Raw genomic sequence first — 26,000 nt, forward strand, 5'->3', positions numbered from 1 at the left:
CAACACTTCCTTACTCTAAATATTTCTTCCAATCTTTGACTTCTTTAAATGAAGCTCTGATGAATTGGTCTTTCATATCAAATGGAACCGTTCCATCAATAATAGTCTTAGAACTCATCCCGCGAACACGAATTGACTTAGGATCATATTCTGGTCTCTCTGAAGGATCAAGTGGATGATTACGCATTCCTGGTAGGACCATGATGTCTTTATCTCCTTGGAAACGAGTATTCATCGTCCAAACAACGTCGTTCATATCAAAAATATCAACATCTTCATCAACTAAGAAAACTGTCTTCAATTCCTTAAAGGCTGACAAAGCTAAGATAGCAGCTTGTCTTTGAATACCTTCATCGGCTTCATTGTCCTTGTGAATTTGCATGATAGTCATCAACTTACCACCACCTGCTGGAGGATTATAAACATTGACAACTTTTCCAGGAATAGCCTTATCAACTAATTCAAGGATACTTGCTTCAGTTGGAATACCAGCCATTGAAACGTGTTCTTCACTAGGTCCAATTGTTGTTTGCATGATTGGATTGTCTTTTCTGTGAGTAATGGCTTTAACTTTAACAACATTAACCGCTGGATTAGCATCACCATTGTACCCAGGAAATTCTGGCATAGCCTTACCAGTATGAGTATTGATATCTTCTTGCATAGTTTGGTTAGGCATGATTTCAGCTTCAACAACATATTCGGCACGTGCAATTGCCTTTTCATCAACTGAAGTAGCGTTAACTAGTTGTACTGGTTGATTACGCAAAGCTCCAGCAATATTCAATTCATCATAACCAAGTGGTGTTGTAGGTGGCTCGAAGGTAGCACCGATGGTAATGGCAGGATCCAAACCAATATTAATTGTAATTGGCATTGGTTTATCTAATTTTTCAAATTGTTTTTGGAAATGACCGATATGACGACCACCTGGCATAATGTACATACCGATAGTATCTTTGTCTTCCAAGACCATACGGTGAATTGTAACGTCAGTCATAGTCTTGTCTGGATCTGAACCTAGTACTAGACCCATTGTGATATAAGGACCAGCATCATATTCTGTATTAGTTGGAGCTGGCAAAATCTTTCGAATATCAAAATCTTTATCAGTTACTTTGTGAACTACTTCTTGAACTGGAGCTTTGTCAGAATCCACCATTTCTGGAGCTACAGGATGTTCAACTGAATCTTTCAACAAACGTCCTAAAGTCTTGTAGTCATGGTGCAAAATCATTCCGTCACGTTTACGACTAGCCATTGCACCAATCAAAACACGTGTATTAGGAAATCCTTTCACATTGTTGAACATCATCGCAGGTCCTTCTTGAGTTGGACGCTTAACTGTTCCACCAGCACCGATATAACGGTAAACTCCGGACAGTTCAGCATCGGGATCGACCTCAACATCAGTTTCATGATATTGACCAGGTTGCTTTTTGAGTTCATCAATAACTCTTCTTAAATCATATGGTTGCTCTGACATAAAATTGCCTCCTCTTTTTCTTAACATGATAAGTATAAATTCCAAATATCATAGGAACAATTCAAGTTATCTTGGTATACATTCCAAAATGGAATAGTTTTATCCTTCAGCACAAACTTTATCTATCCAAGTGAACAAATCTCGTAAATCGTAATCTCCACTGTGTGGCGTATTCCAAGGCATGGCAAAATCAACTTTGTAACCAGTATTTTTCAAACTGGTTGCTAAAATAATAGGAATAGCGAAAGAAGTATCACGGTCGCTTGCTCCATGACGAATCCGCCAATATTTAGCACTATCGTTATTATCCAAATACTGCAATGGGTTAATAGCTTGAACAATTTCTTGATCAGCCAAAGTTGAAGGAACTTTAGAATGCTCTTGAGTAAACTTCGTAAAATGCTGACTATCGATTTTTTCAGTGCCAAACAAATTAGGTTCTGGATTTTTCATCTTCAGATCATCAAAAGCTGGTGTACTCTTCATGCGAGTAATAAAATCTAAATATTTTGACCAATCAACATCTTTTACTACACCATTTTCAATAATTACACCAGAATCAGAATTGACAGTTTGATTACTATCTAAAGCCTTTTGTGCAGATTGAATAATAAAATTCTTAACGTAGTTTAAAAATGAGCCTTGGCCGTTATTGTCTAAACTTAATTCCTGACCATTGTCATCTTGTAATTGCAGACTATTCAAATAATCGATAAATTGATATTTCAATTCTTTTGATAATTCAATTTGTTCATCACTCAACTTGCCGGTTTCTACTTTTCCAGTGCCATAATTCAACTTTGACCAATCATTGATCCCATTAAATTGCCATTCATAAGCACTATCGGCATGTTCTAAATTATGAATTGGACAATAACAGCTGGCCGCAAAAATAGCATCTGATTCATCGGCGGCACCTAACTCTTTGAGGTATTTATCAAAAAAAGGTGCATTGCCTGATGTTCCTGTTAATGCTGAAGTAGCACCACCAGCACTAGTTCCATTAGTGATAATTCGGTCAACATTGCCCGGAATCAATTCGCTATTGTGACGAATGAATCTGATGGCAGCTTTCATATCAACAATAAACGCTGGAGCCTTGCCAATATATTTGCCATTCTCTACGAGAGTACGACCTCTTAGTCCAGTAGAAACCACCACATATCCATGTTCCAAAGCAGCAACTATTGTCTTACTACTATTCGGTTGACTAGTATTCCCAGGATAATCTCTTGGACCTGGCATGTAGCCACCAACCGTATTGGGCATAAAAATAGGCGCCGTTTTGGCATTATAACCATTGATACTTCCCCCATGAAAATAAGCTAATGGTGCAAAAATATTCAACTTTTGAATGTCAGCCACCGGGTTTTCAACATAGACGATATCTTTAAAGGCACGGTACCTTATTCCATAATTACCTGTTGTTAATGTTTCATCCTCATAATTATTAATATTTATTTTTAACACATTCATTTCCTTTCTGAATTCGTTTACAATGCAATCTTAAGGTACATTAATAAAATCAGCAAATAAATTCTTACCCTCTAAACTTTTATTTCATACTAAATACCCCCCTTCTTCGAAGGGGGGTATCAGCTATTATTTACTATATTTATTTATAAAGTCATTTAACATATTTTTATTACATCTCTTCAGCAATCACTTCAATCTCTACCTTTGCATTCATAGGTAAGGACGATACCTCAATTGCTGTTCTAGCTGGATAATCATCAAAATATTCGGCATAAATATCATTAACCAAAGAAAAGTTCTTTAGATCATCCAAATAAATTGTTGCTTTCAATACATGATTAAAGTCACTTTCTGAATCTTTTAAGACTTCTTTCAAATTATTCAAAGCTTGTTTTGCTTGGCCTTCTACTCCATCAACCAACTTACCATTTTCTGGATTTAATCCAATTTGTCCGGATGTGAAAATCAATCCATTAACTTTTGTCGCATGAGTATATGGTCCGATTGCATCTGGTGCGTTTTTTGAAATAATTCTTTCCATGATTATCACTCCTACTTTTTATTATTAATATTATTGACCGCTTGAACAAGTCTATCTATCCCGTCACTCACTTTGGATAGCGGTGCTCCTAAGTTCATTCTCAAATGATTATATCCGCCATTACCATAGACTCTACCATCCATGATTGCTACTTTTTCATTTTTTACTAATTCTTGCTGTAAGTTCTTCATATCTATTCCTAGAGATGAAATATCAATCCATCCAAGATATGTGGCATCCGGAATCTTATAATCTATATTTAACTTGTCTACTAGTACTCCACTCATATAATCGAAATTCTTATCAATATACCTTCTTAAATCATCTAACCATGATTCTTGATGGTTATAACATTCAATCGTTGCAAGCATTCCTAAGTATGGTACGGATGATAAAGCATTCTTCTGTTTGAGAGCGTATAGAAACTCTAGTCTATTTTTCTCATCTGGAATAAGCGCATAAGAACATCCCAATCCTGGAATATTAAATGATTTACTTGCAGAGGATAATACCGCACAATCGACTGTTAATTCTTTAAAGAAATCAGCAATAGAGTGCGCTGAAATTCCCATTCTTAACATATCTAAATGAATCTCATCGCTAATCAAGGCGACATGGTAATCGTTACATAAATTAACCATTTCTTGTAATTGGTCTTGTGTCCATGCAATCCCTAATGGATTTTGAGGATTGCATAAAAGAAAGATTTTGGGATGTTCGTTCTTAAAGACATCTTCCAATTGATTCAAATCCACACCATCATTAATATTCATTTGGACTAATTCTCTATTGTTCGAGGAAATAGTATTGATAAAGGCATCATAGCATGGACTAAAAGTTACGACCTTGTCATTCGAATTACTAAATTGCTCAACTAGTTTTGCTAAACTAAAAATCACACTTGGACTATATACAATAGAGTCAGCATCAATTTTTGTATCATATCGTCTTGCATACCAACCAGTAATTGCACCTTTAAATTCAGGATTATTCCAACGGGTATATCCAAAAATCCCTTTTTGTGCAGCTTCAATCAAAACATCAGTTACACCTTGAGGTGCCTTAAAATCCATATCAGAAATTGTGAATGGTAATAAATTCGATTCACCAAATCTATCTTTAACATAATCCCACTGTGTTGAATATGTACCGTATCTATTTACAACTTTATCAAAATCCGCCATTTTAAAGATTCCTCCTAGATTTCCATATATTCTTTTGGAGAGTGAGTAAGTACGATTGGATTACCAGAATCATCAATCCAAACATCATCTTCAATACGGACCCCACCTAGTCCCGCAAGATAAATACCCGGTTCAACAGTGAACGTCATATGATTTTGTAGTATTTCTTCACTATGCGTATTTAATAATGGATATTCATGAACGGTCAATCCTAAACCGTGTCCTGTTCCATGTAGGAATTTATCTCCATATCCTTTTTCAGATATGTAATCTCTAACAATTGTGTCTATTCCTTTCATTGGAACTCCACTCTTGCATGAATTAATTCCCTTAACTTGTGCATCTAGAGTAACTTGGTAAATTTCTTTTAGCTTATCGTCAACTTTTCCAAGAGATATTGTTCTAGTGATATCCGAATAATATCTATCAACCATAAAACCAAAGTCAAAGATAATCATTTCATTTTCATTTATTACTTTATTTGAAGCATGTCCATGTGGCAAAGCTGATCTATAACCCGAAGCAACAATTGTTTCAAATGCCGTCGCATCAGCTCCATGATTTAATCCATACTGATCAATTTCATTTGCTACTTGTTTTTCAGTCATTCCAGGTTTAATAAATTTTAAAATATGTTCATAAGTAAGGTCTGAAATCTCTCCAGCTTTTTTGATTTTAGCAACTTCATCTTTATCTTTAATCATTCTTTGTTTCTCAATAAGATTAGCTGTTGGAATAAGTGATACAGTTCCTTTGCTCAAAGCAAGATACTCATTTACATTCATATCTTCAGCTTCTATTCCGACTTTTGACAATCCATGTTCTTCAATTAAAGATTGAATAGTTTCTTCCATCCCTGCCTTATTATCTATCACTTCAAAATCGGGTGATTGAGTTTTTAACTGTTCGAAATATCTTCCATCGGCAATGATATATTTGCCATCGATTGTAATAAGAGCCTGCCCATAGCTACCAGTAAAGCCAGACATATAATATCTATTTGCTTTATTATTGATTAAAAAAGCATCTAGTTCATTTTCAATCATAGATTCACGTAAAGATTTAATTCTTTCATTTCTTATCATCAATATATCCCCCTAATTACTTGGTACTTTTATAACCATCGTTTTAGTAGCAATATCATGTATAGAAAGTCTCTTTTTGCCCCAAAATAGCATGAATACTGAGATTATTGTTACTAAATCCCAGAATACTCCTAAATATGGATCACTATAAAATTTAGTTGCTGTCGTAATGATTACTTTTATATACGTTGAAACAGGTGTTGAGACTCCTTCAACGAATACCAAAAACACAAACTGACGCATCAAATAGGTATTGATTGTTGGTGCACTACCATCTTGATTGATTATTTTTAAATGAGTCATTTTTTTACCAATCGTTTGTCCTGGATATAATTTCCAAGGAATCCAAACGTAATAAAAAGCTCCAAAAATAATACATACAAGACTAATAAGAATTGTTATTGATCCACTAACTCCTGCAGCACCAAATTGATACATACTTGTCAGCGGTTTACTCTTTCCAGTTAGTAATAGATAAAGAATTACTGATGGCAAGCCTGCACAAATCCCTCCTAACAGCCAATCAATAATAAAAGAGATTATTCTACTTGAACTAGTATCAGATGTGTAAGTTATTTTCTTATTCGCAATTTTTTTCTTAGTCTTATGTTTCATAATGCACCTCGATACATCAGAATTTATCTTATATAAATCAAAATGAGACAAGGATAACCTTGTCTCATTTGATTTAGAAGTCTAGGTCTAGATCATCGATTAAGGCTTCGTCTTCTTCAGAAATAGCCTTCTTCTTCTTAGATTCTGCTTCTAATTCACGTCTTTCGGCCAATTTAGCAAATGGGTACCAAATAATTACGGAAACAATCATTTGTAGAGCATTCACGATAATACTGTGCCAATCAAACGTAGCAAGATACCCTTCTAGGAATACCCCTACATATGGTGGAGTAAAAATAGACATCTTCAAAAATCCAAAGTGCATTGCCCAAGCTCCAAATGATGAAACAATAGGGCCGATGATTACAAATGGAATGAAGAACAATGGGTTTAGAACAATTGGAGCACCAAATAAAATAGGTTCATTGATTCCAAATAGTGCAGGAATCAAAGCAATTCTACCAATTTTCTTTTGTGCAGTTGCTTTTGAGAACATGAACCAGAATACAAGTCCAAATGTAACACCAGTACCAGTAAAGTTACCAAATGCCGAATCCATACCAGGTGTAAAGAAGTGAGTTAATGCTTCTCCGGCTTTGAAGTTTGCCATATTTTCTGCCAAGAATTGAGTAGAAATTGGGCTTGTAACGGGACTCAATACGGCTGGGGAATACCAAAGAAGAACAATAGACATTGCAAAATCTTTAGGAAAGTATAGGCAAATGGATTGTCCATAGAACCAACCAATGGAGCAAGAATATAAGTAAAGATCATTGGTGGCATAGTATGTAATACATTCACACAAAGAATTCTAATGATTAAGAAAAATCCAATAACAATAATAGAAATAGGAATCATTTCAAAAGATTTCGATACAAAGTCTGGAACACTTTCTGGCATCTTAATAGTAAAATTCTTTTTCTTACACCATCTAAACAGTTCAACAGCCATAATGGCACCAAACATTGAAACGAATAGACCTTTTGTTCCTAAATATGTTGCATCAATTCCGCCATCCTTAGTCATATCAACGGCTAAGATCAGATATCCCATAACACCCATAGTCACACATCCTGGAACATCTAACTTATGTGACTTAGCTAAGTGATAGGAAATAATTGCGGCGACATACAACGCCATCATCCCCATACCAACAGTATATGGAATTGTGATAATAGAATTATTAGCAACAATCCACTTAGATATTGGGTTTGCCTTACCAATCATATTAGGCAAAGCATCGGGAATAAGGGCAAAACTACCGATGATAAGAATTGGAGTCATAGCAACCATTGATTTCTTAATAGCGCTCAAATATATATTCTTATCCATCTTGTTTGCTAGTGGCGTGAAATACTTATTCATAAACGCTTCAAATTGATCAAACATTAGTTGCTACCCCCTTCAGAGGATTTCAACTCTTGTTTACGTTGTGCAATCAATGCTTCTTTAATAACTGTCCCCCCATCCATAGATCCATATGTTTCTTTATCAATTACTACGTAAGGGATATTTCTAGGTGTAGTTAGTGATTCAACGTAATCTTTTTTATATGAAACTTGAGGGCCCAATAGAACAACGTCAGCATCATCAATTTCTGATGGCAATTGATCTACTGGAATGGCCATTAAATTAAATTTATCAATATCTAACTTCTTACTTTTCTTGATAACATCTTTCATGCTATCCATCATCATTGTTGTTGATAACCCCGCAACACAAGCTAAAACAATTTTCATAATTATTGATCCCCTTTCAATATTAACTGTCTCTTGATTCAAAAATATTAATTAATTCATCAATTAAATCTCTGGCCAGTTGAGCTGTCATGTAATGATCCTGGGCATGTGCCATAAGCAACGTTACTTCGGTCTTTTTATCTTCACTTCCCAATTCATCTTGTATCATCTTTGTTTGAATATTGTGAGCTTCGACATCCAAATCCTTTGATTCCTGTAACAGTTTATGTGCTTCGGCATAGTCTCTATCATGTACTTTTTGAAGTGCTTCAAAAGCCTTTGATCTACTTTCTCCCGATGAGGAAATAAGCCCCATTACTTTTTTCTCTGACTCATCCATTATTGAAAACTCCTACTTTTTAAAATTTATAAAAACTTGAAACAATTTTTTTATCAAACTCTTTTGAAACTTCTTGAATCAAATTGCTCATTGTTATTAGATCTTTTTTACTGGCAAATGAATAAGGATCATGACAATACCTCAATGGGAAGCCAATAACCATAGATGTTGTTCCTCCATTTTCAAGATGTGCTGTCCCAGCATCAGTACCTCCACCTTTTAACATATCTTTTTGATAATCCAAACCAAATTTATCAGCAATATCTTTAACACAATGAACAAGCTTAGGATTTGGAACCATTGTTTTATCAAAGTATTCAAGCATTGGACCATGTCCAAGTTTTCTAGTATTCATAAATCCTCTATCTAATTCGGGATTCTTAGCAACGTCAATTGCAAAAAAGACATCCGGATTTACTATATTGGAAACTAATCTTCCACCTCTGATACCTACTTCTTCGCTTCCGGTAAAGGCAACAACTACGTTGACTTTCAAGTCGATATCTTTAAGTTTTTTAAATGCGTTCACAAGTGCCCAACAGCCAGATCTATCATCCATTGCCTTACCAGCAACGATATCTTCATCAAACATTTCTTTATAATTTGAATCGAAGGTAACTATATTACCAACGTCAATTCCACTTGCAAACGCTTCTTTATCGTTTTCAAATCCAAAATCAACGTACATATTCTCAATGGTTCCATTGGGGTTCTTTTCAACGTTTAAAAGTCCTTTAATTTTTTGACCGCTATTCGTTGTGACTCTGATCATCTGCATCGATTTTGCTCGATCTTCAACATTTCCTAACGGCATTAAATAAGCCATTCCAATTGATGAAATATATCGAACCATAAATCCTACTTCATCCATATGCGCAGCAAACATAATCGTCGGTGCATCTTCAATGGAACTCTTCTTAGTAACTATCAGACTACCTATTCCGTCATATGAAAAACAATCACTAAAGTCTGACAATTCTTCTTTGATTATGTCCCGTACTTCACTCTCATTAGAAGCAAGAGCATCTGCATTAGATAGTCTCTCCAAAAATTCAAAGTCCATTTTAACTTTCCCCCATTTCGCCCAAAATGTTTCTAGTTATATCAAAATCTGACTTACTATATAACTCGTTTATCTTTGATTCGTTTTGCATCAGTTTAAATAGTCCATTAGAAATTGAACGATAGTAATAAAATTCTTTTTTCGTCAAACAAATCATGAACACCAATTTGATATCTTTTTTATTTTCATTCAACTTCGGCTTAACAATATAGATAGATATTGCACTTTTCCTCCCATCCATTTCTATTGGATGTGGAATTGCTATTCCGTTTTTATAAACGGTACTCATATATTTTTCTCTCAGAGCAACATCTTTATCAAACCCTTTATATGCATATCCTTTTTTCATCATTCTTAAAGACATATCATTGATCAAATCCATGTAGCTATCGCATTCAACAACATTAAATAAATCTCTTTTAATCAATTTAATATACTCAATGGAATTTTCTGAATACTTATCTCTTTGATCAAACTTTCCATCAAGAAAAAGCATCTGCTTAATATTCTCTAAGTCCTTATCAGAGAGTAGTTCACTAATATAAACAATTGGACAGTCGAAGTTATTTTTCATAGGGACACTAGAGAAAATTATATTTGGTTTGAAAAAAGCCAAATTTGAGGATTCCCAGAATGGAAATGTTTTGATAACAGAGTTAGGAAAAATACTCTGGATCCTGGTTTGTACGAATCTTCCAATCCCACCATCAGTTGAACAAACAATCGCTACACGTTCATATTTATTGATTTGATTTTTCTTCTCTTTTTCAGAATGGTTTAAAAAATGAACTGCAATTAAACCCAATTCATCATTTGAAGTTTCATATCCAAAATTTTCTTTCAAAAATGAAGAAAGTTTCAAAACAATATCAAAAATCATTGAATATTTTATACATAACTCCAATAGCAATGGATTCTTGTACGTTACTTTTTCATTTAATCTTGCTATTAGAAACTCAAGATGTGTAACTAAATTGTCCAAGAAAAATTTGTCCCCACTATAGTCTGTATCATTTTCTTTATCGATTTTTTTGAAAAATACAACAAGCTTTGACATCAATTCCTCTCTATCAACTTTTGAGTTGATTTTATTTCCTTGAGTCGAGTGATCAATCAGGTGGTAAAATTCTTGTACTTCTTTAATATCAAGCACAAATTGAAAATTGTGCTGAATACTTAACAGGACATCACCAAACTCTGAAAAATCGTTATCATCATCTAAACTAAATGACTTAGAATTAGTCTCATCCTTGGAGTAAAAGAGTTTGTAGTAAACTATCACTCTTAACCAACATATAATTACTTGGAATTCATAATAACCGATACGCATATCATTCTTTCGAATGGAATCCTGAACGATTCTTTCATATTCATCATAATTTCCAACGCGACCATCAATCAGCTTTACAAATGAATTATCACCATGCATATAAAGATCTATCATCAATTTTCTAATGCTTTTCGGTTCACCAATAATCCTTATTCCGTAATGGCTCTTTCTTTCTAGCTTTAAACTATATGAATTAAGATATTCTGAAATAGTATCTAATCTTGTATACAACGAAGTATTACTCAAACCTATTTTTTCAGATAATTCACTCACCGGAGTATATTCGCTTCCATTTATTGTCAAAAGCATACTCAATTCTTCATATATCAATTTTCCTTGAGCGTTAGTGGAAGCATTGCTATTTAAACCGTTTAAAAAATGGTTAAGGTCTTGGACATTTAAAACTTCAAGGGAATACCCTTTTCCGTATGTGTTACGAATCTCATATCCATTACTTTTTCCCTCCTTTTTCAAATATGATAATTCGTTCTGGATAGTCCTTTTGGAAACATTTAACTTATTAACAAAGAAGGACATTGGAATATAATTTTTGCTATTCGCCAAATCCTTTAAAATTAAGTATGTTCTCATTTTTGTCCTCTCCCTTATCCAATTACTATGCTAATGTAAGCGCTTTATTATTAACAGAACAAACTTTGCATTAGAAAGTGCAAACCTTGTAGTGTTGCAAAGCATATTTGTCTATACCACTCTTACCAATATAGTAATCAATTCTTTGTATAATACAACTTATTTAAGTACTAAAAAACACGAGTAGAAGTCATTAAATTCTTTACTCGTGTTTTCATCTAACTATACAGATATAATAATCCATTCTTCATTTTAAAAATATTGATTTTTAAATCATTGACCTCTTAAATTTAGGAATAGACTTTTTTTCCAAATTTAAATGTATAAATTAACTCATAGTTTTTATTTAAAACTACCAGATCAGCATCTTTAGATACCTCGATACTGCCCTTTCTATCATAACAATCTAATTTTTTTGCTTGATTTTCTGATGTCATCTTTACTATATCTTTGATATTACATCCTGTGAACTGCATCATATTTTTTATTGATTCAGAAATATGCAATACACTTCCGCTCAAAGTACCATCCGGTAATCTAACCGTTCCGTCATGCTTTTCTACTTGCATCCCTCCGTGTATATATTTACCATCTGGACAATTTTTTGCTCGCATAGAATCTGTAATCAAAGAAATACCTTCTGCCTTTTTATTTTTAAAAGCTAAGTCAACTACCTCTTTATCTAAATGATGTCCATCTACTATCATTTCAACATTTAATCTATCATCTACTAATCCTGCAAACGCTAAACCTGGATTTCTATGAGTAATTGGACTCATTGCATTAAATAGATGTGTAACATTACTCAATCCCGCTTGAATATGTGGAAGTAGCTCTTTATATGAAACAACACTATGCCCCGCAGAAGGCACAATATTCTTAGATACTAAATATTCTGTAAATTTAGTATTTGTCTCTTCAGGCGCATAAGTAATCATTTTAATTCTATAACCACTACATTCATTAAAATTTTCTAACATTTCTTGAGATGGTTTATGAATAAAGCTAGGATTTTGCCCTCCAGACTTCTCACAGGAAATGAAAGGTCCTTCTAGATGTACACCAAGAATCTCAGCATTATATTCTTTCTGATTCTTGGAACAATACTCATTAATATTTATTAGTGCATTTTCTATAGCCGCTTGATCATCAGTCATTGTAGTGGGCAAATAACTAGTCACACCCTCGCTCAAAAGTGAATTACTGATATTTTCCAAAGATTTGTTAGTACCATCCATGATATCTGAATTATTGGTTCCATGAACATGTTCTTCAATAAAACCTGGCAAAACATAATCATTATTCATAGATTTTAATTCTTCATCAGGTTGTACTTTTAAATCCGACATATTACCAATTTCTACTATCTTACCATCTTCTATTTTTAGATACTTTTTTTCACAAATTTCATTAGAATTAACTATCGTTGCGTCAGTAATATACATTTACACATTCCTCCAAAAAAAAGACTGTTTCCAGTCTTTTATTTTTTTATTTATTTTTATTTAAATATTCTGTATATTTGGCATAAACTTCATCGTTATTACTTTGTGGTACTTCAACTACATTTGGTGATACAAAGATATTTAATGGCACGTCTCTTCTTTGTAATTCCAAAGCCGTTTCAGAAGCAAATGATTGTGTAATATAAACAACTGCTAATGTTGAAGAGGCACCTACTGGTTGATGATATCCGGGTACAGGGACAATTGCATCTTCTAATGGACAACAATTATCAATAACGATATCAGCAACATCTCCTAATTTCTTACCAGATGAATGAGTTGCTGTTGCCTTTTCATAGTTAATACCACTAGTTACGGCAACAACTTTTAAACCACGTTCTTTTGCATATAGTGCAGCCTCAACTGGCGCTGCATTCAATCCACCATGAGAATATACAACCATAACTTCTCCTTCTTGGAAATTATAGCTTTGCAAGAATTCTTTAATATATCCTTCTTGACGCTCGATCCATAGTAATTCACGAGCACCGCCTGTAGAAATGACATTGTGCCACATTAAACGGTTATCCATCATAGGTTCAAATCCAACAAATCCACCGTATCTTGGAAAAATATCCATTGTAGGAATAACCGAATGTCCACTACCAAATAAATGTACTAATTTTCCTGATTCAATAGTATCTGCCATTAACTTTGCAGCAGCTTTAATATTTTCTTCTTGTGTTTCATCAATCTTCTTAATTACCTTGTTCGCATTTTCAAAATATTGTACTGTCATTTTTTCATCCTCATTTTTTATATTAATTTTTTTGCATTTATAAAATATTTTTTGTATCCGTTTTCTAAATTGCTGATGATCATACCTTTTGTTATACCTTTTTGATACCTACTGTTAATTGCTTCCATTAACATAGGCAAACAGGCGGGTGTAACTATATCAATCAATTCATCATCTTGAATCAACATCATTGCCTGATTAAACGGCGTACCTCCAAATAAATCGGCAAATATTATTACTTCATCGCATTCTTTCTTCAGACCATCAATTTTACTTTTTAATTCATCGCTAAATTCATCAGTCTTCTGATTCTCTTTAAAATCCACAAAAGCATAATTGTCTAACGAATCAAAAAACATTTTTAATGAATCAGTCATACCACTAGGAAATTTACCATGTCCAATTACAATAAATCCTACCAAACAATCACCACCTTTAAATTACTCCAAGCCCACCAAGCACGATTCCTATTAGAAAAATTAGTCCAATAATCTTTAATGCCGAGAACTTCTTTTTAGCAATTAACCAATAAATGAAGAATACAAATACAAATCCAATCAAACCTGGCATAATATTATCTAAAATGGATTGAAGTTTAATCTTCATATCTCCACTCGCATATTGTAATTTTGTTTGAACATTGATATATGTTGCACTTAATGATCCAATTACCAACAATCCCAAAACATTTAATGCATTAGTTAAACCATCTAATTGTCCATTGGACATAATCGATTGGATTCCTTCAACACCTGTTTTATACCCAAATTTAAAAAGTAATTTTGAGTAAAAGATTGTAAATAACAAGTACGCAACTGCATAAAATATAGGACCTGCTACACCTGCTGATTGCGTAAGCGCAATGGCTATAGCAAGCATCAATGGAATTAAAGTTCCAGGAATTAAGGTATCACCGATACCTGAAAGAGGACCCATTAGTGCAACCTTAATTGTATTGATCGTATCATCATCAATATCTCCACCCTGTGCTCTTTGTTCTTCCAAAGCTGATACTGTTCCTAATACTACTGAACCAATTTGAGGCTCAACATTAAAAATCATAGTATGTCTTTTCAACGCTTCACGTGTTTCATCTTTATCATTTCCATATAGCTTTTCAATGACTGGCGTCATTGCATGTGCAAATCCGATACCCTGCATTCTTTCACCACTTTGTGAGCATCCATTAAAGAACAACCATTTCCAAAATGTTGAATTCAATGTTTTAGAATCTAACAAACCACTCGTCTTTGATATATCTCCCTCATTTGACGCGTTTGTCACACTATCTAAAGCAGAATTATTTCCTTTCTGTGATTCAAAAATTGCTAGAGCCAATACTGTTCCTAGAATTGCAATTGCAATGATTGGAAGCTTTAGATAAACAGTTAAAATATATCCAACAATAAATAAACCAATATGCAATTTATTCTTTACAATCATATTTAGTAGCAATCCAATACCAAGTGCTGGTAAAAGTGCTCCAATTGCAGAAAGAATATTATTCAACCATGCTGGAATAAATGCGACAATTTTTTCCAAATATCCTTTTCCTAAAAACAGAATGGCAAAAGTAATGCCGAATCTTAAAATAAAATTAAGTACCTGTGGCAAAAGATTATTGTGAATTACACCTTTAATACTTCCTTTATCTGCCTCTTTATCTGCTCTATGTACAAAATATACATTTGCAACATAAGTAAAGTTCCACATCATAACTCCCAATAAACCAATTGGAACCGTCAAAGTTGCCGCTAAATTAGCATTTGCATTAGACATTATTATCAAAGCTGGAGCTATGTATCCAATCAAACTAACATCAAATGGTAATACAGCACCTGGAGTAACAATACCGATGTACATTGATTGAATAACAATTCCTACTTTTAATGCTGTGTCCATATCTCCAGTAATTAAACCAACTAAAAATGAAGCTATCAATGGACGTCCTAATACATAAAATCCTCCTGTAGTACCAAAGAAGAATGGTGTACCAATAGATCCCAAAAAAGCTAATAATGATATTAATGTTATTTGGAGTATCATTACTTATCACACTCCCTGCCACGGTACAGAAGAACTATCTGGCAACTGTTGTAAGCTAACTTCACAGTGCTCTTTAGCAAAATTTAAAGCATTCTCATATTCTTCTGTCAAATAAACATGTTTAGTAATTTTTCTGGAACCTTCTTGATCAACCACAGTTCCGACAATAACTTTACTAATGTTTTTTATTTTTTTGATTACTTCTGGTATTGCACTTGGGTACTTAACTATAATTAAACAATTACTACCATTTTGTATTGTTTCATCATTCAGATTGTCAATTGAAATAACATCACTCGAAATATTCTTAGGAATCGCCATTAACATAATTGATTTCAACATAGAGTTTGTTGCTGTTTTGTCATCAACAACAAGTATTTGATTAATATTTAAATTTCCAATCCAATTTGTCGTAATTTGTCCGTGAACCAATCTATCGTCCACCCTGATATATGTTTTACCCATTAAAAATCCCTCCTTACTTTTAACTATTCATCCAAATTCAAGTCAATCTTGTAGTAATCCCACTTCAAACATGATTCGACATATTCTAATAAAGTATCATCTGACAACTTGCTCCATCTCTGTGTTCTAAAAACGGGATCAAATTTCTTGATTTTCATCAAATCTAAAACTTTCTTATCTGTTACTCGATCTATAGTGTAGATTTCATGTGCCTTTTTTACGATATATCCTTTTTGTTTCAATGCTTCATAGAGCTCTTTATTAGGAATAGAATTCTTATCTGCACTATCTGTATACAATAGGAACTTGTTTGGTACATATGAAGTCTGTACTGCAACAACAGTATCTTCAATTAATCTTCGTCTTGTATATTTAATTATCTGTGCATTATCACTAATATTGAATAAACCTGACAATTCATTATCTTTTATAGTTTCAATGCTAATAGGTTCCGTCTTTACTTCTTTACCTCTATTTTCCATTTCTTCTTTAAAACCAATTTGACCACGCTTAGTTCTACTAAGACGATTATTTTTTTGAACAAAAGTACCTTTCCCTTGTATGCGCGTTAAATGACCTTCATATACAAGTTCTGATAATGCTTTATTGACAGTTGATTTGCTTACATCAAACATCCCAATTAACTCATTTTGACTCGGAATCATATCCCCTGGTTTATAAGTTCCATTTTGAATCTTGGTTAAAATCCATTTCTCAATTTGTCCATATAGCGTTCCCTCCATACATACATCACCTTACTTTTCTTTATCGGTTAACCTGTTTACATGTTAACGGGTCAACCTGTTTTAGTCAACTACATTTTGTAAGCGATATCACAGAAATAAACCACTCTTTTTCCCTTTTTTTGTCTTATTTTAAATATCATAGTATATACATATAATTCCTAACAATTAAAATATGTATTTTTTTGCCATATTATCTTCAAAAAAAAAATTTATGATACCAGTTTTTTTATATTAAAAAAGTAAAAGTATACTCCATTTCTAAAGAATAATCTCATGAATATTACTTAATTCAACATAAAAAGCTTAATGATGATTTCCCATCATTACGCTTGCTCATCAATCCTAATTCAACCATTAAGACAATTACCCAAATAATTATCATATGAAGGTACATCAATAAAAAAAAGCCTAATGACGATTTCTCATCACTAAGCTTGACCCATCGAACCAATCGCAACCACTAAGGCAATCACCCAAATAATTATCATATATCCGTAAAAAAGTTTATCCCGTAATGGCACTGGTCGAATATTTCGAAATGAATTAGCAATTGCTTCAATAAACACCGCCACTGGAATATAAGCGCTCAACCCAGCTACTCCAATGACAAACAAATTCACCCAGTCACCATTGACAGATTTAAGATATAAACTATAAATAAAAATCGCTATCAGAACAAAACTAGGAACTATTTCAATCGTACGACGTATTTTCATTTTTTATCCCCATTCGTTTTTTTCTTCTTCTTTGGCAAATTTAACTCAAATAACAATGGATTAGAATCTGGTGCAATCCTCATGCACAATTCTTCCTGTGCTCGAGTAACTCCAACATACAGCAACCGTCTTTCTTCTTCAATAAATTCTGAGTAGTTTTTAACTTCTTGATAAAAATTATGAAACATAGTTGTCTCTTTTTTCTTGTGTAGCGTCTCTTTTAAATTAATTGGATTAAAAGCATTATTCTTCCAAAAATCTTGATAATCGGAAATTCTCGTAGCACCTAAAGCAGTACCCAAATATTCATAACTCTTGTTATAAATCAGACTCCACTTTTTAGTAAATTGTTCAAAAGTCATATCTGGTGGGAACCATTCATTGATCGACAAACCTGGTTTTTCAACTTCTTTATTCGTTAAACCATACAAATAAACGTACTTGAACTCTAATCCTTTGGCTTGATGCAAAGATAAGAATTGAATGTGATGCTCTTGTTTGTTTCGTTCCACTTGACTTGATAAAATCGATTTTTTCTGTTCTTCATCGAAAAAGAAATCATCAATATTGTGATAAGTTTCCAATTCTTCTTCGAGATAATTTTTAATTTCATTCACTTCAGATTTAGCCATGAATTTCTTCTGAATCATATAATCAAAATACTTATCCGTTAACTTAATAGCTGCTTGTAATAAATCTTTGATCAGAGCTTTTGAAATTTTTTCTTGGCTTTCTTTGTTATCAGCTTGTTCCATCCGCTGTTTGAAACGCTTGATGCTATTGAAATAAATTTGAACTCGTTCATCCGTCCGTTTTAATGGCGTATTGAATTCAGCATTGTAACTTTCTGCCGCTAACAAATACTTACTTAATTTACGAAATTTATCATCAGCTCGATTTTCGACTTTTTGCGTGTGATTTCTGTATTTACTGAAACCAATTCGATTCGACTGTTCAGAAAAATACTTATACTCATCTTTCCACAGAGCCTTCATCAGTTCAGTAATAATTCTATAAATTAAATTATTCTGCAAAATGGCACTAGCATTGTTAATATCAGCATAAATTTCTTTGTTAGCCAACCAATCAGCCAACAGCATTCGTGAAGAATTATAGCGAACTAAAATGGCAATGTCGTCATTGTCAATATTAGGATCATTGATTTGTTTGACTAAATGTTTGAGCATTTTAGATTTACGACTAAAGCCAGACTTCTTACTACTGTAAAGCACAAAGTTACCAACACCAGCTCTTCCTGACAGTAAATCTTTGTCCAAACGAACATGATTTTCTTTAATCAAAGGAATAACTTTTTGAAGAATTTTTTCACCTGTTCGATAATTGGTCGAAAGATTCTTCTTTTGGGCGTTAGGCAATAGTTTTTTATAATTCAAAATAAATTTCGGATTACTACCACGAAAGGCATAAATGCTCTGATCATCATCCCCAATCACGATTAGATGTTGCATCGTTTCTGGACTGAGTAATTTAGAAATAATTTTCCACTGCAAGTTGTCGATATCCTGGAACTCATCAATGACCGCAATCTTATAGCGAGACATGATTCGTTGATAAAACTGCAAATGATTGGGATCTTCCATACTTTTCAACAGCAGCATCTTCATATCATTAAAATCAATATAGCCATTTTGTCGTTTCAATTCTTGATATTTTGTCATTACATCGACGTAATCATAGTAGAAATTGTCATCGTGAGTCTGACGGGAAAATTGTGACATTTCCTTGATAGATTCTTCGACGGTCTTATTAGTTGGTAAAATCCCGTCAGTCGTTAAATCCTGATTGATCAAATATTCATTAAGATTAAACATTTGTTCCAACATTTCCGATTTTGTGATCATTGTACTGGGATGTTTGATCGTATCAGATAATTCTCGAGTGAATAAACGATAGCTCGTTAAGACCCGTGCTTGTTGATACTCTTGATTTTGACGTAATAATTGATAAAACAAGGCGTGAAAAGTAGTGAAATTAGGACGACCATCTAATAGTTGTAATCCCGTTTCACCCAATTCATTCACAAATTTATTGTATTTATCTCCCATATCAACCCGTGATTTATGAGAAAAAGTAATTCCTAAAATTTCATCTGGATCGGCATCACCTTTAGCAATAGCAATCAAAGCCATCAAAATAAAAATCGTCGTCTTACCAGCTCCCGCACAAGCATTAACTAGCAATGGATTAGTAAAATCATTTTCCAAAATAGCAATTTGTTCATCGGAGAACTTCATATTAAGACCTGATTCCATCAGATCGATTATTTGCTTCGTTGATAAATCTTGAATATTCTTATCCCCCAATATCTTTCATATGCATTTTGACATATTTCCAAAACATATTATTAGCACTTGAATGTTGACCTTTAACTCTAACAAAACATAATTTATTGGCGATATTAGTCGTTAACGGCACCATCTTAAAATCTTGGCTATCAAAATTCTGTGCAGTTTTTTTCATCATTAAAGAAACACCCATATTATTTTGAACCATCTGCATGATCAAATCAACACGTGTACCTTGATAACTAATATCTGGTTTGAATCCTGCCATCTGACACAATTTAATTACAGGTTCGTAAAGATTCGTTGACGGTCCCAGTATTAAGAAACGTTCTTTCTTTAGTTTTTTTAAATCTATCATCTCTTCATTAACGAAGGGATGATTCTTCGGCAAGACGGCCACGAAGTCATCATCTTCCATTTCAATATATTCCAAATCAGAATCATCAAAATCAAACATCCGAGCAAAAATAATTTCACAGCGACCGGATTTTAAAGAAGTTACTAAGTTATAACTCTCTTCTTCTTTCAGCTGCATGTGAACTTCAGGATGTTGCTGCAAAAACTTCGTAATCAGATTAAAACTAACGTAACTAGGCATTGTCGGAATAGTATGCATTTCAATTGTTAAATTCTTAGCATCTTGAAAATCCGCTAATTTAATTGTCATTTCACCGTATTTGGCGAGGATTTCTTTGGCATAAGGCAGGACGATTTCGCCTTGTTGAGTTAATTCAATTTTACGATGAGCTCGTTTAAATAATGGCACATCTAACTCTTTTTCAAGTGCTAAAATCTGCTTAGAAATATTTCCTTGCGTAGTGAACAAGTTGTTAGCCGTGTCAGTATAATTTAACGTTTTGGACAAATTTACAAAAATTTGTAACTTGTGCAAATCCATTTCCGACACCTCCTATTCCATTTTAGAATACTATATCATAATTTTTGAATTGTTTATTCACCCTGCCAATTTTAAAGTTGAACATAGTTCTTATTTGAAAGGGGTATTACGAATATGCCAACTGGCGTTATTATTAATGCAGCTTCCGTTTTGTTCGGTGGACTGCTCGGTGGCTTTTTGGGTGATAAATTTAGTGAACAATTCAAAAAAGACATCACATTAATTTTTGGTGTTTGTTCCATGGGTATGGGAATTTATTCTATCGCACCGATGAAATATATGCCTGCCGTTATTTTTGCATTAGTTATCGGTACTGGTATCGGTCTTTGGATGCATTTGGGTAAATGGATCGACAAAGGTGCCATGGAAATGCAAAAACCGATTTCTAAATTTTTTCCAAATAACAATTCTGACATGTCACAAGAGGAATTTATCAACACCTTAGTAACAGTTATTGTGCTTTTCTGTGCTAGTGGTACTGGTATTTATGGAAGTTTGGACAACGGTATGACTGGCGATACAACTATCTTAATTTCCAAATCAGTGCTTGATTTCTTTACCGCAGCAATCTTTGCTTGCAACTTAGGATACGTTGTTTCTATTATTGCTATACCACAATTTATTTTGTTCTATATTTTATTCTTGCTTGCCAGATTTATTTTCCCATTAACAACTCCTAATATGATTTTAGACTTTAAAGCTTGCGGTGGTTTCTTAATGCTGGCAACCGGCTTTAGAATGGTCAAATTAAAGATGTTCCCAATAGCTGACATGATTCCGGCAATGGTAATTATTATGCCATTAAGTTGGATCTGGGCTAACTGGTTCTTACCACTACTCTAGTACTTACAACCGATTACATAAGTCGGTTGTTTTTTTGTTTTAGTCGTGTATCATTTTTACTGATGAAACAAATAGGAGGAAATAATTTGGCTGAAATAAAAATAGTTGCAACTGACATCGACGGAACTTTATTTGACGATGATAAAAATTATGATGTAAAGCGTTTAAATGATTATATCGATAAACTTCATCAAAAAAATATTTTATTTACTGTAGCGAGTGGTAACAACTATGACCATTTGAGAAGAATTTTTGCAAAAACTCCTGATATTGATTTATTCATTGCTGAAAACGGTGCTCAAATAGTTGAAGCAGGCAAAACTATCTTTGAACATCCCATGCCTAAAGCTCTAGTTCACGACATGATCAAGGCTCTAACTAGTGAATTAGATTTAAAATCGTTATCAATTTCTGGTAAAAATGCTACTTACGCTGAAAACAAGAAAGATCTGCCACTTTATCACATGAAGAATCTCAAAATTGTTCCTGACTTATTCAAAGTTGACGATACCTTCTTCAAATTCAACATTCAATTGCAACACAACGATTTAACTCAGGCTATCGAATTTTTAAATGAACATTATGGAAACGATGTTTACGCAGCTGTCAGCGGTTTTGGCAGTATCGATATCATGCGTAGCAACATTGATAAAGGCATTGCTTTGAATCGTTTGAGTAGACTGAAGGGTATTCCATTAACCGAAATCATGGCATTTGGCGATAATCTTAACGATTTAGAAATGATTCGAGAAGTTGGCCTTGGCGTTGCTATGAAAAATGCTAAATCTGAGATATTAAAAGCATCTGACTTAGTCACCGAAACTGACAACAATCACGATGGTGTTCTCAATACTTTGCAAACTTATTTTAATTTATAAAAAAACTCGTTAGACTTTTCATCTAACGAGCTTTTTTATTGTGGTTTTTCCATAATTAACAACAAAATTAAGTAAACGATGATACCTGGAAAAATCGATGTCAATGACAAGGCCACATACAGTATCCGACCAACTGCTGGATTCCAATCGTACTTTTCACAGAAACCAGCAATGACACCACCTAATACTTGATTATCTTTAGATCTTCTAACTGAAATATGCATCATTTTCACCTCAACAGATTAATCCGGATTTTCCATCAACATCCAGAGAATTAAATAAGCGATAATACCTGGGAATGGCGTTAAACTAACAATTACCCATAAAACTCTGGCAACCGCTGGATTCCATTGGAAGTGCTCTGATAATCCACCAATTACCCCTGCAAAAACTTTGTTACTGTAAGAACGTTTAATTGGAATATGCATGTTTGCTTCCCCCTTTATCTTTATTTAATATATTAATCTATTCCTCTAAATAATTACATTTATAATACTTACAATTGACTTACAAATTTGTCACATACTTTAGAAATCTTGAAAGATTTGTTCATTATACAATTCGCTAAATAAATCCTTCCGACGGTGAGCTTCAAGACGTTCATCATCATCATGAGCTTCTTGAGCTAGTCGAGCCATCAAGAAATAGCAGTTGGCTAACATATAATGAGAATTGTGTTTGGCAATGAAGGTAATCCCATCTACCAAATAAGCGGTTGAATTTTGATAATCGTTCAACTTGAAATAAATCAATGCGGCTAAATAATATAAAATATTTTGGTTTTCATCATAATTGTAATCATCCCAATTACGAAAAGCTAAATCGATATTATCCACGGCCGCTGTGCGTTTATTTTTCAATGAATAAATATAACCCATAGCTAAATAGGCCAAACGCGAAATCGTATCCAAGTGTAAATGATTAATTTCTGTCAATGACAACTTAAACGATCTCACTGCTTCATCAACGGCATTAGTCTGCAATTGAGCTACACCTAAGTAGTAATAATAAACTTGCATTTGTTTAGCCGTTTGTAAATTATCCAATACTTCAGGTTTGTGTAGAAATCCAAGCAATTGTTGATACTGATGTTGGTTACAAAGCTCATCAATCATTTCATTAAAATCAGCTTTATCACTAATAGCAAAATTATTAGCTAAACTTATTTCTCCCAAATCGACTCCCAGACGATTAGCCAAATTAATCAATAAATTTGCATTTGGTACGTAGACATCATTTTCAATTGCTGACAACATTGATTGTGCACAAATTCCATCAGCCAATTCTTTTTGGGTTAAGCCCTTTTCTTTTCGTAACTCTTTTAAGACACTCCCTAAATTTTTCATTTTATCCCTGATTTCTCTCTTGTATACTACCTTTATTCTAAAGGAAAATTGGAATAAAAACATACAAAAAGGAACTGCTTTCAAAAACAGTTCCTTTTTAAGTTATTGTAAAATTTTATAAGTCCAAGCTGGACTTTCATAGCCATGGAATTGCTTTTTTATAACATCAGCAACTTCCTTAGTGTGGTAGGCCTTCACAATTTTTTTGAAGGTAGGATTGTTTTTATCCTTTGCATTAGTAGAAAGAATATTGACATATGGCTTAGACTTAGCAGTTATTTTTTCTCGATAAACTGCATCTTTAGGGTTTAACTTAGCATCACTAGCAACACCGCTGTTGACACAAGCAGCTGTTACATCATCAAGTGATTTAGCAGTTTGACCAGCATCAAGTGATGAGATTTTAATTCCAACTTTATTTTTAGTAATATCCTTTAAATTAGGAATCTTACTATTATCCAATTCAATCAAGCCGGCACTTTCTAGTAACTGTAAAGCTCGCCCTTCATTCGTCACGTCATTTGGTATGGCAACTCGATCACCTTTTTTAAGCTGACTCAATTTAGTTATCTTCTTAGAAAAGAGTGACATTGGTGCAATGACGGTGGTTCCTAAAGTAACAATATTTGTCTTATGTTTCTTATTCCAATCGGATTGAAAAGTATAGGTCTGAAAATCGTTCATATCAATCTCACCATTAGCTAATGCGGTATTGGGTTGACTGTAATCAGAGAATTGCACGATTTTAATGTTAATTCCCTCTTTTTTGACAATTTCTTTGACTTTCTCAAGTGCTGGATCATTAGCACCTGTAATTCCAACCTTCACGGTTTTACTACTTGACTGATTGCCCCCACAACCAGCTAAAATGAACAAACTAAGTGTGGTAATGAATATTAACAATATTCCCTTAATTCGGTTCTTTAGCATGATTTCCTCCTCAAATTTGAAAAGGCATCCCCTTGCTTAATAGAAATGCCCTCTTATGGCAAAACAATTAAAGCAAAAACTATTCTATTGTAAAATCTTGTAATTCCAAGCTGGTAGTTCATAACCGTTATAGTCTTTTTTAATTTCTTTAGCAATATCTTCTGATTGATAAGCTTTAACAATCTTCTTATAAGTCTTGTTATTCTTGTCTTTTTTATTAGCAGAAATAATATTGACGTAAGGTTTAGACTTAGAAGTTACCTTTTCTTGATAAATGGCTGTCTTACGATCCAACTTAGAATCGTTAGCAACACCACTATTAACAACAGAAGCTGTAACATCATCAAGTGATTTAGCAGTTTGAGCAGCATCAAGAGCTGAAATCTTCAAATCTAATTTATTTTCGGTGATATCTTTCAAATTAGGAATCTTGCTGTTATCCAATTTAATCAAGCCGGCACTTTCTAGTAATTGTAAAGCACGACCTTCATTAGTGGCATCATTAGGAATGGCAATTTTAGATCCTTCTTTGATTTGATCAACACTTTTTACTTTTTTAGAAAAGAGTGACATTGGTGCAATAACTGTTGAACCGATTGAAACAATATTGCTGTGGTGTTTCTTATTCCAATCATTTTGGAAAGTCACTGTTTGAAAGGCGTTCAAATCAATTTCACCTTGTTGTAAGGCGGTATTTGGTTGATTGTAATCAGAAAACTCAACAATTTTAATGTTTATTCCTTCTTTTTTGACCTTTTTAGCTACGGCATCTAAAGTTCTGTGGTCGGAACCAGTGACACCGATTTTAACTGTTTTTTCTCCATTACCACTAGCCTGTGAATTTCCACAAGCAGCTAATAGAAACAAACTAAATGTAGCAACAACTAACAAAAATAATCCCTTAAGTTTTTTCATAGATATCTCTCTCCTTCTCAACTAAAAAAGCGTTCCTATCAAAGGTCATCCCTTGGATAGAAACGCTATTTGGCGTGGTACCATTCTATTTCAAAAGTAAATTCACACTTACTTTTCTTATCAACATGCATTACACATGTCAGTATTTTAATGGGTACTAGCCATCATTCCTTGATTATTCGGGAATGCCAATCACGAGTCATTTTTCATCTATTAA

Annotated in this window: 28 protein-coding genes; 2 read left to right on the forward strand and 26 right to left on the reverse strand. The window is 33.5% G+C overall.

The window, feature by feature from the left end; genetic code table 11:
• Window positions 1-10 precede the first annotated feature (10 nt).
• The 21 genes from FFM65_RS07275 to FFM65_RS07370 form a co-directional block, all read right to left on the reverse strand.
• The gene (locus tag FFM65_RS07275) at window positions 11-1,486 is read right to left on the reverse strand and encodes a UbiD family decarboxylase (protein ID WP_119318270.1); all 1,476 of its coding nucleotides are present in this window, start codon (window positions 1,484-1,486) and stop codon (window positions 11-13) included.
• Window positions 1,487-1,585: 99 nt separating this feature from the next.
• Window positions 1,586-2,956, reverse strand: coding sequence for a subtype B tannase (locus FFM65_RS07280; RefSeq protein WP_245954244.1), 1,371 nt, complete (start codon window positions 2,954-2,956; stop codon window positions 1,586-1,588).
• A gap of 175 nt (window positions 2,957-3,131) precedes the next feature.
• Window positions 3,132-3,503, reverse strand: coding sequence for a RidA family protein (locus tag FFM65_RS07285; protein WP_119318269.1), 372 nt, complete (start codon window positions 3,501-3,503; stop codon window positions 3,132-3,134).
• Window positions 3,504-3,514: 11 nt separating this feature from the next.
• Window positions 3,515-4,687, reverse strand: a complete 1,173-nt coding sequence (locus tag FFM65_RS07290; protein ID WP_119318268.1) for a MalY/PatB family protein — start codon at window positions 4,685-4,687, stop codon at window positions 3,515-3,517.
• 14 nt (window positions 4,688-4,701) lie between these two features.
• Window positions 4,702-5,772, reverse strand: coding sequence for a M24 family metallopeptidase (locus FFM65_RS07295; protein WP_119318267.1), 1,071 nt, complete (start codon window positions 5,770-5,772; stop codon window positions 4,702-4,704).
• Window positions 5,773-5,784: 12 nt separating this feature from the next.
• Window positions 5,785-6,387: an RDD family protein gene (locus FFM65_RS07300; protein ID WP_119318266.1), complete on the reverse strand. Its 603-nt coding sequence runs from the start codon at window positions 6,385-6,387 to the stop codon at window positions 5,785-5,787.
• A 73-nt stretch (window positions 6,388-6,460) separates the two neighbouring features.
• Window positions 6,461-7,081, reverse strand: coding sequence for a PTS transporter subunit EIIC (locus FFM65_RS12460; RefSeq protein WP_371851277.1), 621 nt, complete (start codon window positions 7,079-7,081; stop codon window positions 6,461-6,463).
• Window positions 7,042-7,776 carry a PTS transporter subunit EIIC gene (locus FFM65_RS12465; protein ID WP_342767460.1) on the reverse strand — a complete coding sequence of 245 codons (735 nt, stop codon included), beginning with the start codon at window positions 7,774-7,776 and terminating at the stop codon, window positions 7,042-7,044. The genes FFM65_RS12460 and FFM65_RS12465 overlap by 40 nt, the downstream gene beginning before the upstream one ends.
• Entirely contained in the window at window positions 7,776-8,126 is a 351-nt protein-coding gene (locus FFM65_RS07310; RefSeq protein WP_119318265.1) for a PTS sugar transporter subunit IIB, read from the reverse strand. The genes FFM65_RS12465 and FFM65_RS07310 overlap by 1 nt, the downstream gene beginning before the upstream one ends.
• Window positions 8,127-8,148: 22 nt before the next feature.
• Complete coding sequence (locus tag FFM65_RS07315; RefSeq protein WP_425452466.1) at window positions 8,149-8,469, reverse strand: PTS sugar transporter subunit IIA; 321 nt, start codon at window positions 8,467-8,469, stop codon at window positions 8,149-8,151.
• A 16-nt stretch (window positions 8,470-8,485) separates the two neighbouring features.
• Window positions 8,486-9,529, reverse strand: a complete 1,044-nt coding sequence (ypdE, locus tag FFM65_RS07320) for an aminopeptidase (protein ID WP_119318263.1) — start codon at window positions 9,527-9,529, stop codon at window positions 8,486-8,488.
• Between the two features lies 1 nt (window position 9,530).
• Entirely contained in the window at window positions 9,531-11,450 is a 1,920-nt protein-coding gene (locus FFM65_RS07325; RefSeq protein ID WP_119318262.1) for a BglG family transcription antiterminator, read from the reverse strand.
• 290 nt (window positions 11,451-11,740) lie between these two features.
• A complete protein-coding gene (gene nagA / locus FFM65_RS07330; RefSeq protein ID WP_119318261.1) occupies window positions 11,741-12,895 on the reverse strand; it encodes an N-acetylglucosamine-6-phosphate deacetylase in 1,155 nt (384 codons plus the stop codon).
• A 46-nt stretch (window positions 12,896-12,941) separates the two neighbouring features.
• Window positions 12,942-13,694, reverse strand: coding sequence for a sugar isomerase domain-containing protein (locus FFM65_RS07335; protein ID WP_119318260.1), 753 nt, complete (start codon window positions 13,692-13,694; stop codon window positions 12,942-12,944).
• 17 nt (window positions 13,695-13,711) lie between these two features.
• Window positions 13,712-14,116 (reverse strand): PTS sugar transporter subunit IIA, encoded by a 405-nt coding sequence (locus FFM65_RS07340; protein WP_119318259.1) that lies wholly within the window; start codon window positions 14,114-14,116, stop codon window positions 13,712-13,714.
• A gap of 13 nt (window positions 14,117-14,129) precedes the next feature.
• On the reverse strand, window positions 14,130-15,740 hold the full coding sequence (locus tag FFM65_RS12240) for a PTS system mannose/fructose/sorbose family transporter subunit IID (protein ID WP_255311493.1): 1,611 nt from the start codon (window positions 15,738-15,740) through the stop codon (window positions 14,130-14,132).
• A gap of 6 nt (window positions 15,741-15,746) precedes the next feature.
• Window positions 15,747-16,205, reverse strand: coding sequence for a PTS sugar transporter subunit IIB (locus FFM65_RS07350; protein ID WP_119318258.1), 459 nt, complete (start codon window positions 16,203-16,205; stop codon window positions 15,747-15,749).
• Between the two features lie 23 nt (window positions 16,206-16,228).
• The gene (locus FFM65_RS07355; RefSeq protein WP_119318257.1) at window positions 16,229-16,948 is read right to left on the reverse strand and encodes a GntR family transcriptional regulator; all 720 of its coding nucleotides are present in this window, start codon (window positions 16,946-16,948) and stop codon (window positions 16,229-16,231) included.
• A gap of 431 nt (window positions 16,949-17,379) precedes the next feature.
• Window positions 17,380-17,667, reverse strand: coding sequence for a LasU family protein (locus FFM65_RS07360; protein WP_119318256.1), 288 nt, complete (start codon window positions 17,665-17,667; stop codon window positions 17,380-17,382).
• Entirely contained in the window at window positions 17,664-19,991 is a 2,328-nt protein-coding gene (locus tag FFM65_RS07365; protein ID WP_119318255.1) for a UvrD-helicase domain-containing protein, read from the reverse strand. The genes FFM65_RS07360 and FFM65_RS07365 overlap by 4 nt, the downstream gene beginning before the upstream one ends.
• Entirely contained in the window at window positions 19,981-20,871 is an 891-nt protein-coding gene (locus FFM65_RS07370) for a LysR family transcriptional regulator (RefSeq protein ID WP_119318254.1), read from the reverse strand. The genes FFM65_RS07365 and FFM65_RS07370 overlap by 11 nt, the downstream gene beginning before the upstream one ends.
• Before the next feature lie 114 nt (window positions 20,872-20,985).
• Between FFM65_RS07370 and FFM65_RS07375 the strand changes: the two genes are divergently transcribed.
• Complete coding sequence (locus tag FFM65_RS07375) at window positions 20,986-21,714, forward strand: DUF554 domain-containing protein (protein ID WP_059074983.1); 729 nt, start codon at window positions 20,986-20,988, stop codon at window positions 21,712-21,714.
• Window positions 21,715-21,800: 86 nt separating this feature from the next.
• The gene (locus tag FFM65_RS07380) at window positions 21,801-22,592 is read left to right on the forward strand and encodes an HAD family hydrolase (protein ID WP_162897957.1); all 792 of its coding nucleotides are present in this window, start codon (window positions 21,801-21,803) and stop codon (window positions 22,590-22,592) included.
• 35 nt (window positions 22,593-22,627) lie between these two features.
• Here the strand turns inward: FFM65_RS07380 and FFM65_RS07385 are convergent, their stop codons facing one another.
• From FFM65_RS07385 to FFM65_RS07405, 5 genes are all read right to left on the reverse strand, one after another.
• On the reverse strand, window positions 22,628-22,819 hold the full coding sequence (locus FFM65_RS07385; RefSeq protein WP_371851278.1) for a PspC domain-containing protein: 192 nt from the start codon (window positions 22,817-22,819) through the stop codon (window positions 22,628-22,630).
• Between the two features lie 15 nt (window positions 22,820-22,834).
• Complete coding sequence (locus FFM65_RS07390) at window positions 22,835-23,020, reverse strand: PspC domain-containing protein (protein WP_057814468.1); 186 nt, start codon at window positions 23,018-23,020, stop codon at window positions 22,835-22,837.
• Between the two features lie 99 nt (window positions 23,021-23,119).
• Window positions 23,120-23,938: a helix-turn-helix domain-containing protein gene (locus tag FFM65_RS07395; RefSeq protein WP_162897956.1), complete on the reverse strand. Its 819-nt coding sequence runs from the start codon at window positions 23,936-23,938 to the stop codon at window positions 23,120-23,122.
• A gap of 102 nt (window positions 23,939-24,040) precedes the next feature.
• Entirely contained in the window at window positions 24,041-24,868 is an 828-nt protein-coding gene (locus tag FFM65_RS07400) for a MetQ/NlpA family ABC transporter substrate-binding protein (RefSeq protein WP_119318250.1), read from the reverse strand.
• An 84-nt stretch (window positions 24,869-24,952) separates the two neighbouring features.
• Entirely contained in the window at window positions 24,953-25,783 is an 831-nt protein-coding gene (locus tag FFM65_RS07405) for a MetQ/NlpA family ABC transporter substrate-binding protein (RefSeq protein WP_119318249.1), read from the reverse strand.
• Window positions 25,784-26,000: the final 217 nt, after the last annotated feature.

The organism is Companilactobacillus formosensis (genome assembly GCF_005405305.1).
Lineage (GTDB): Bacteria > Bacillota > Bacilli > Lactobacillales > Lactobacillaceae > Companilactobacillus > Companilactobacillus formosensis.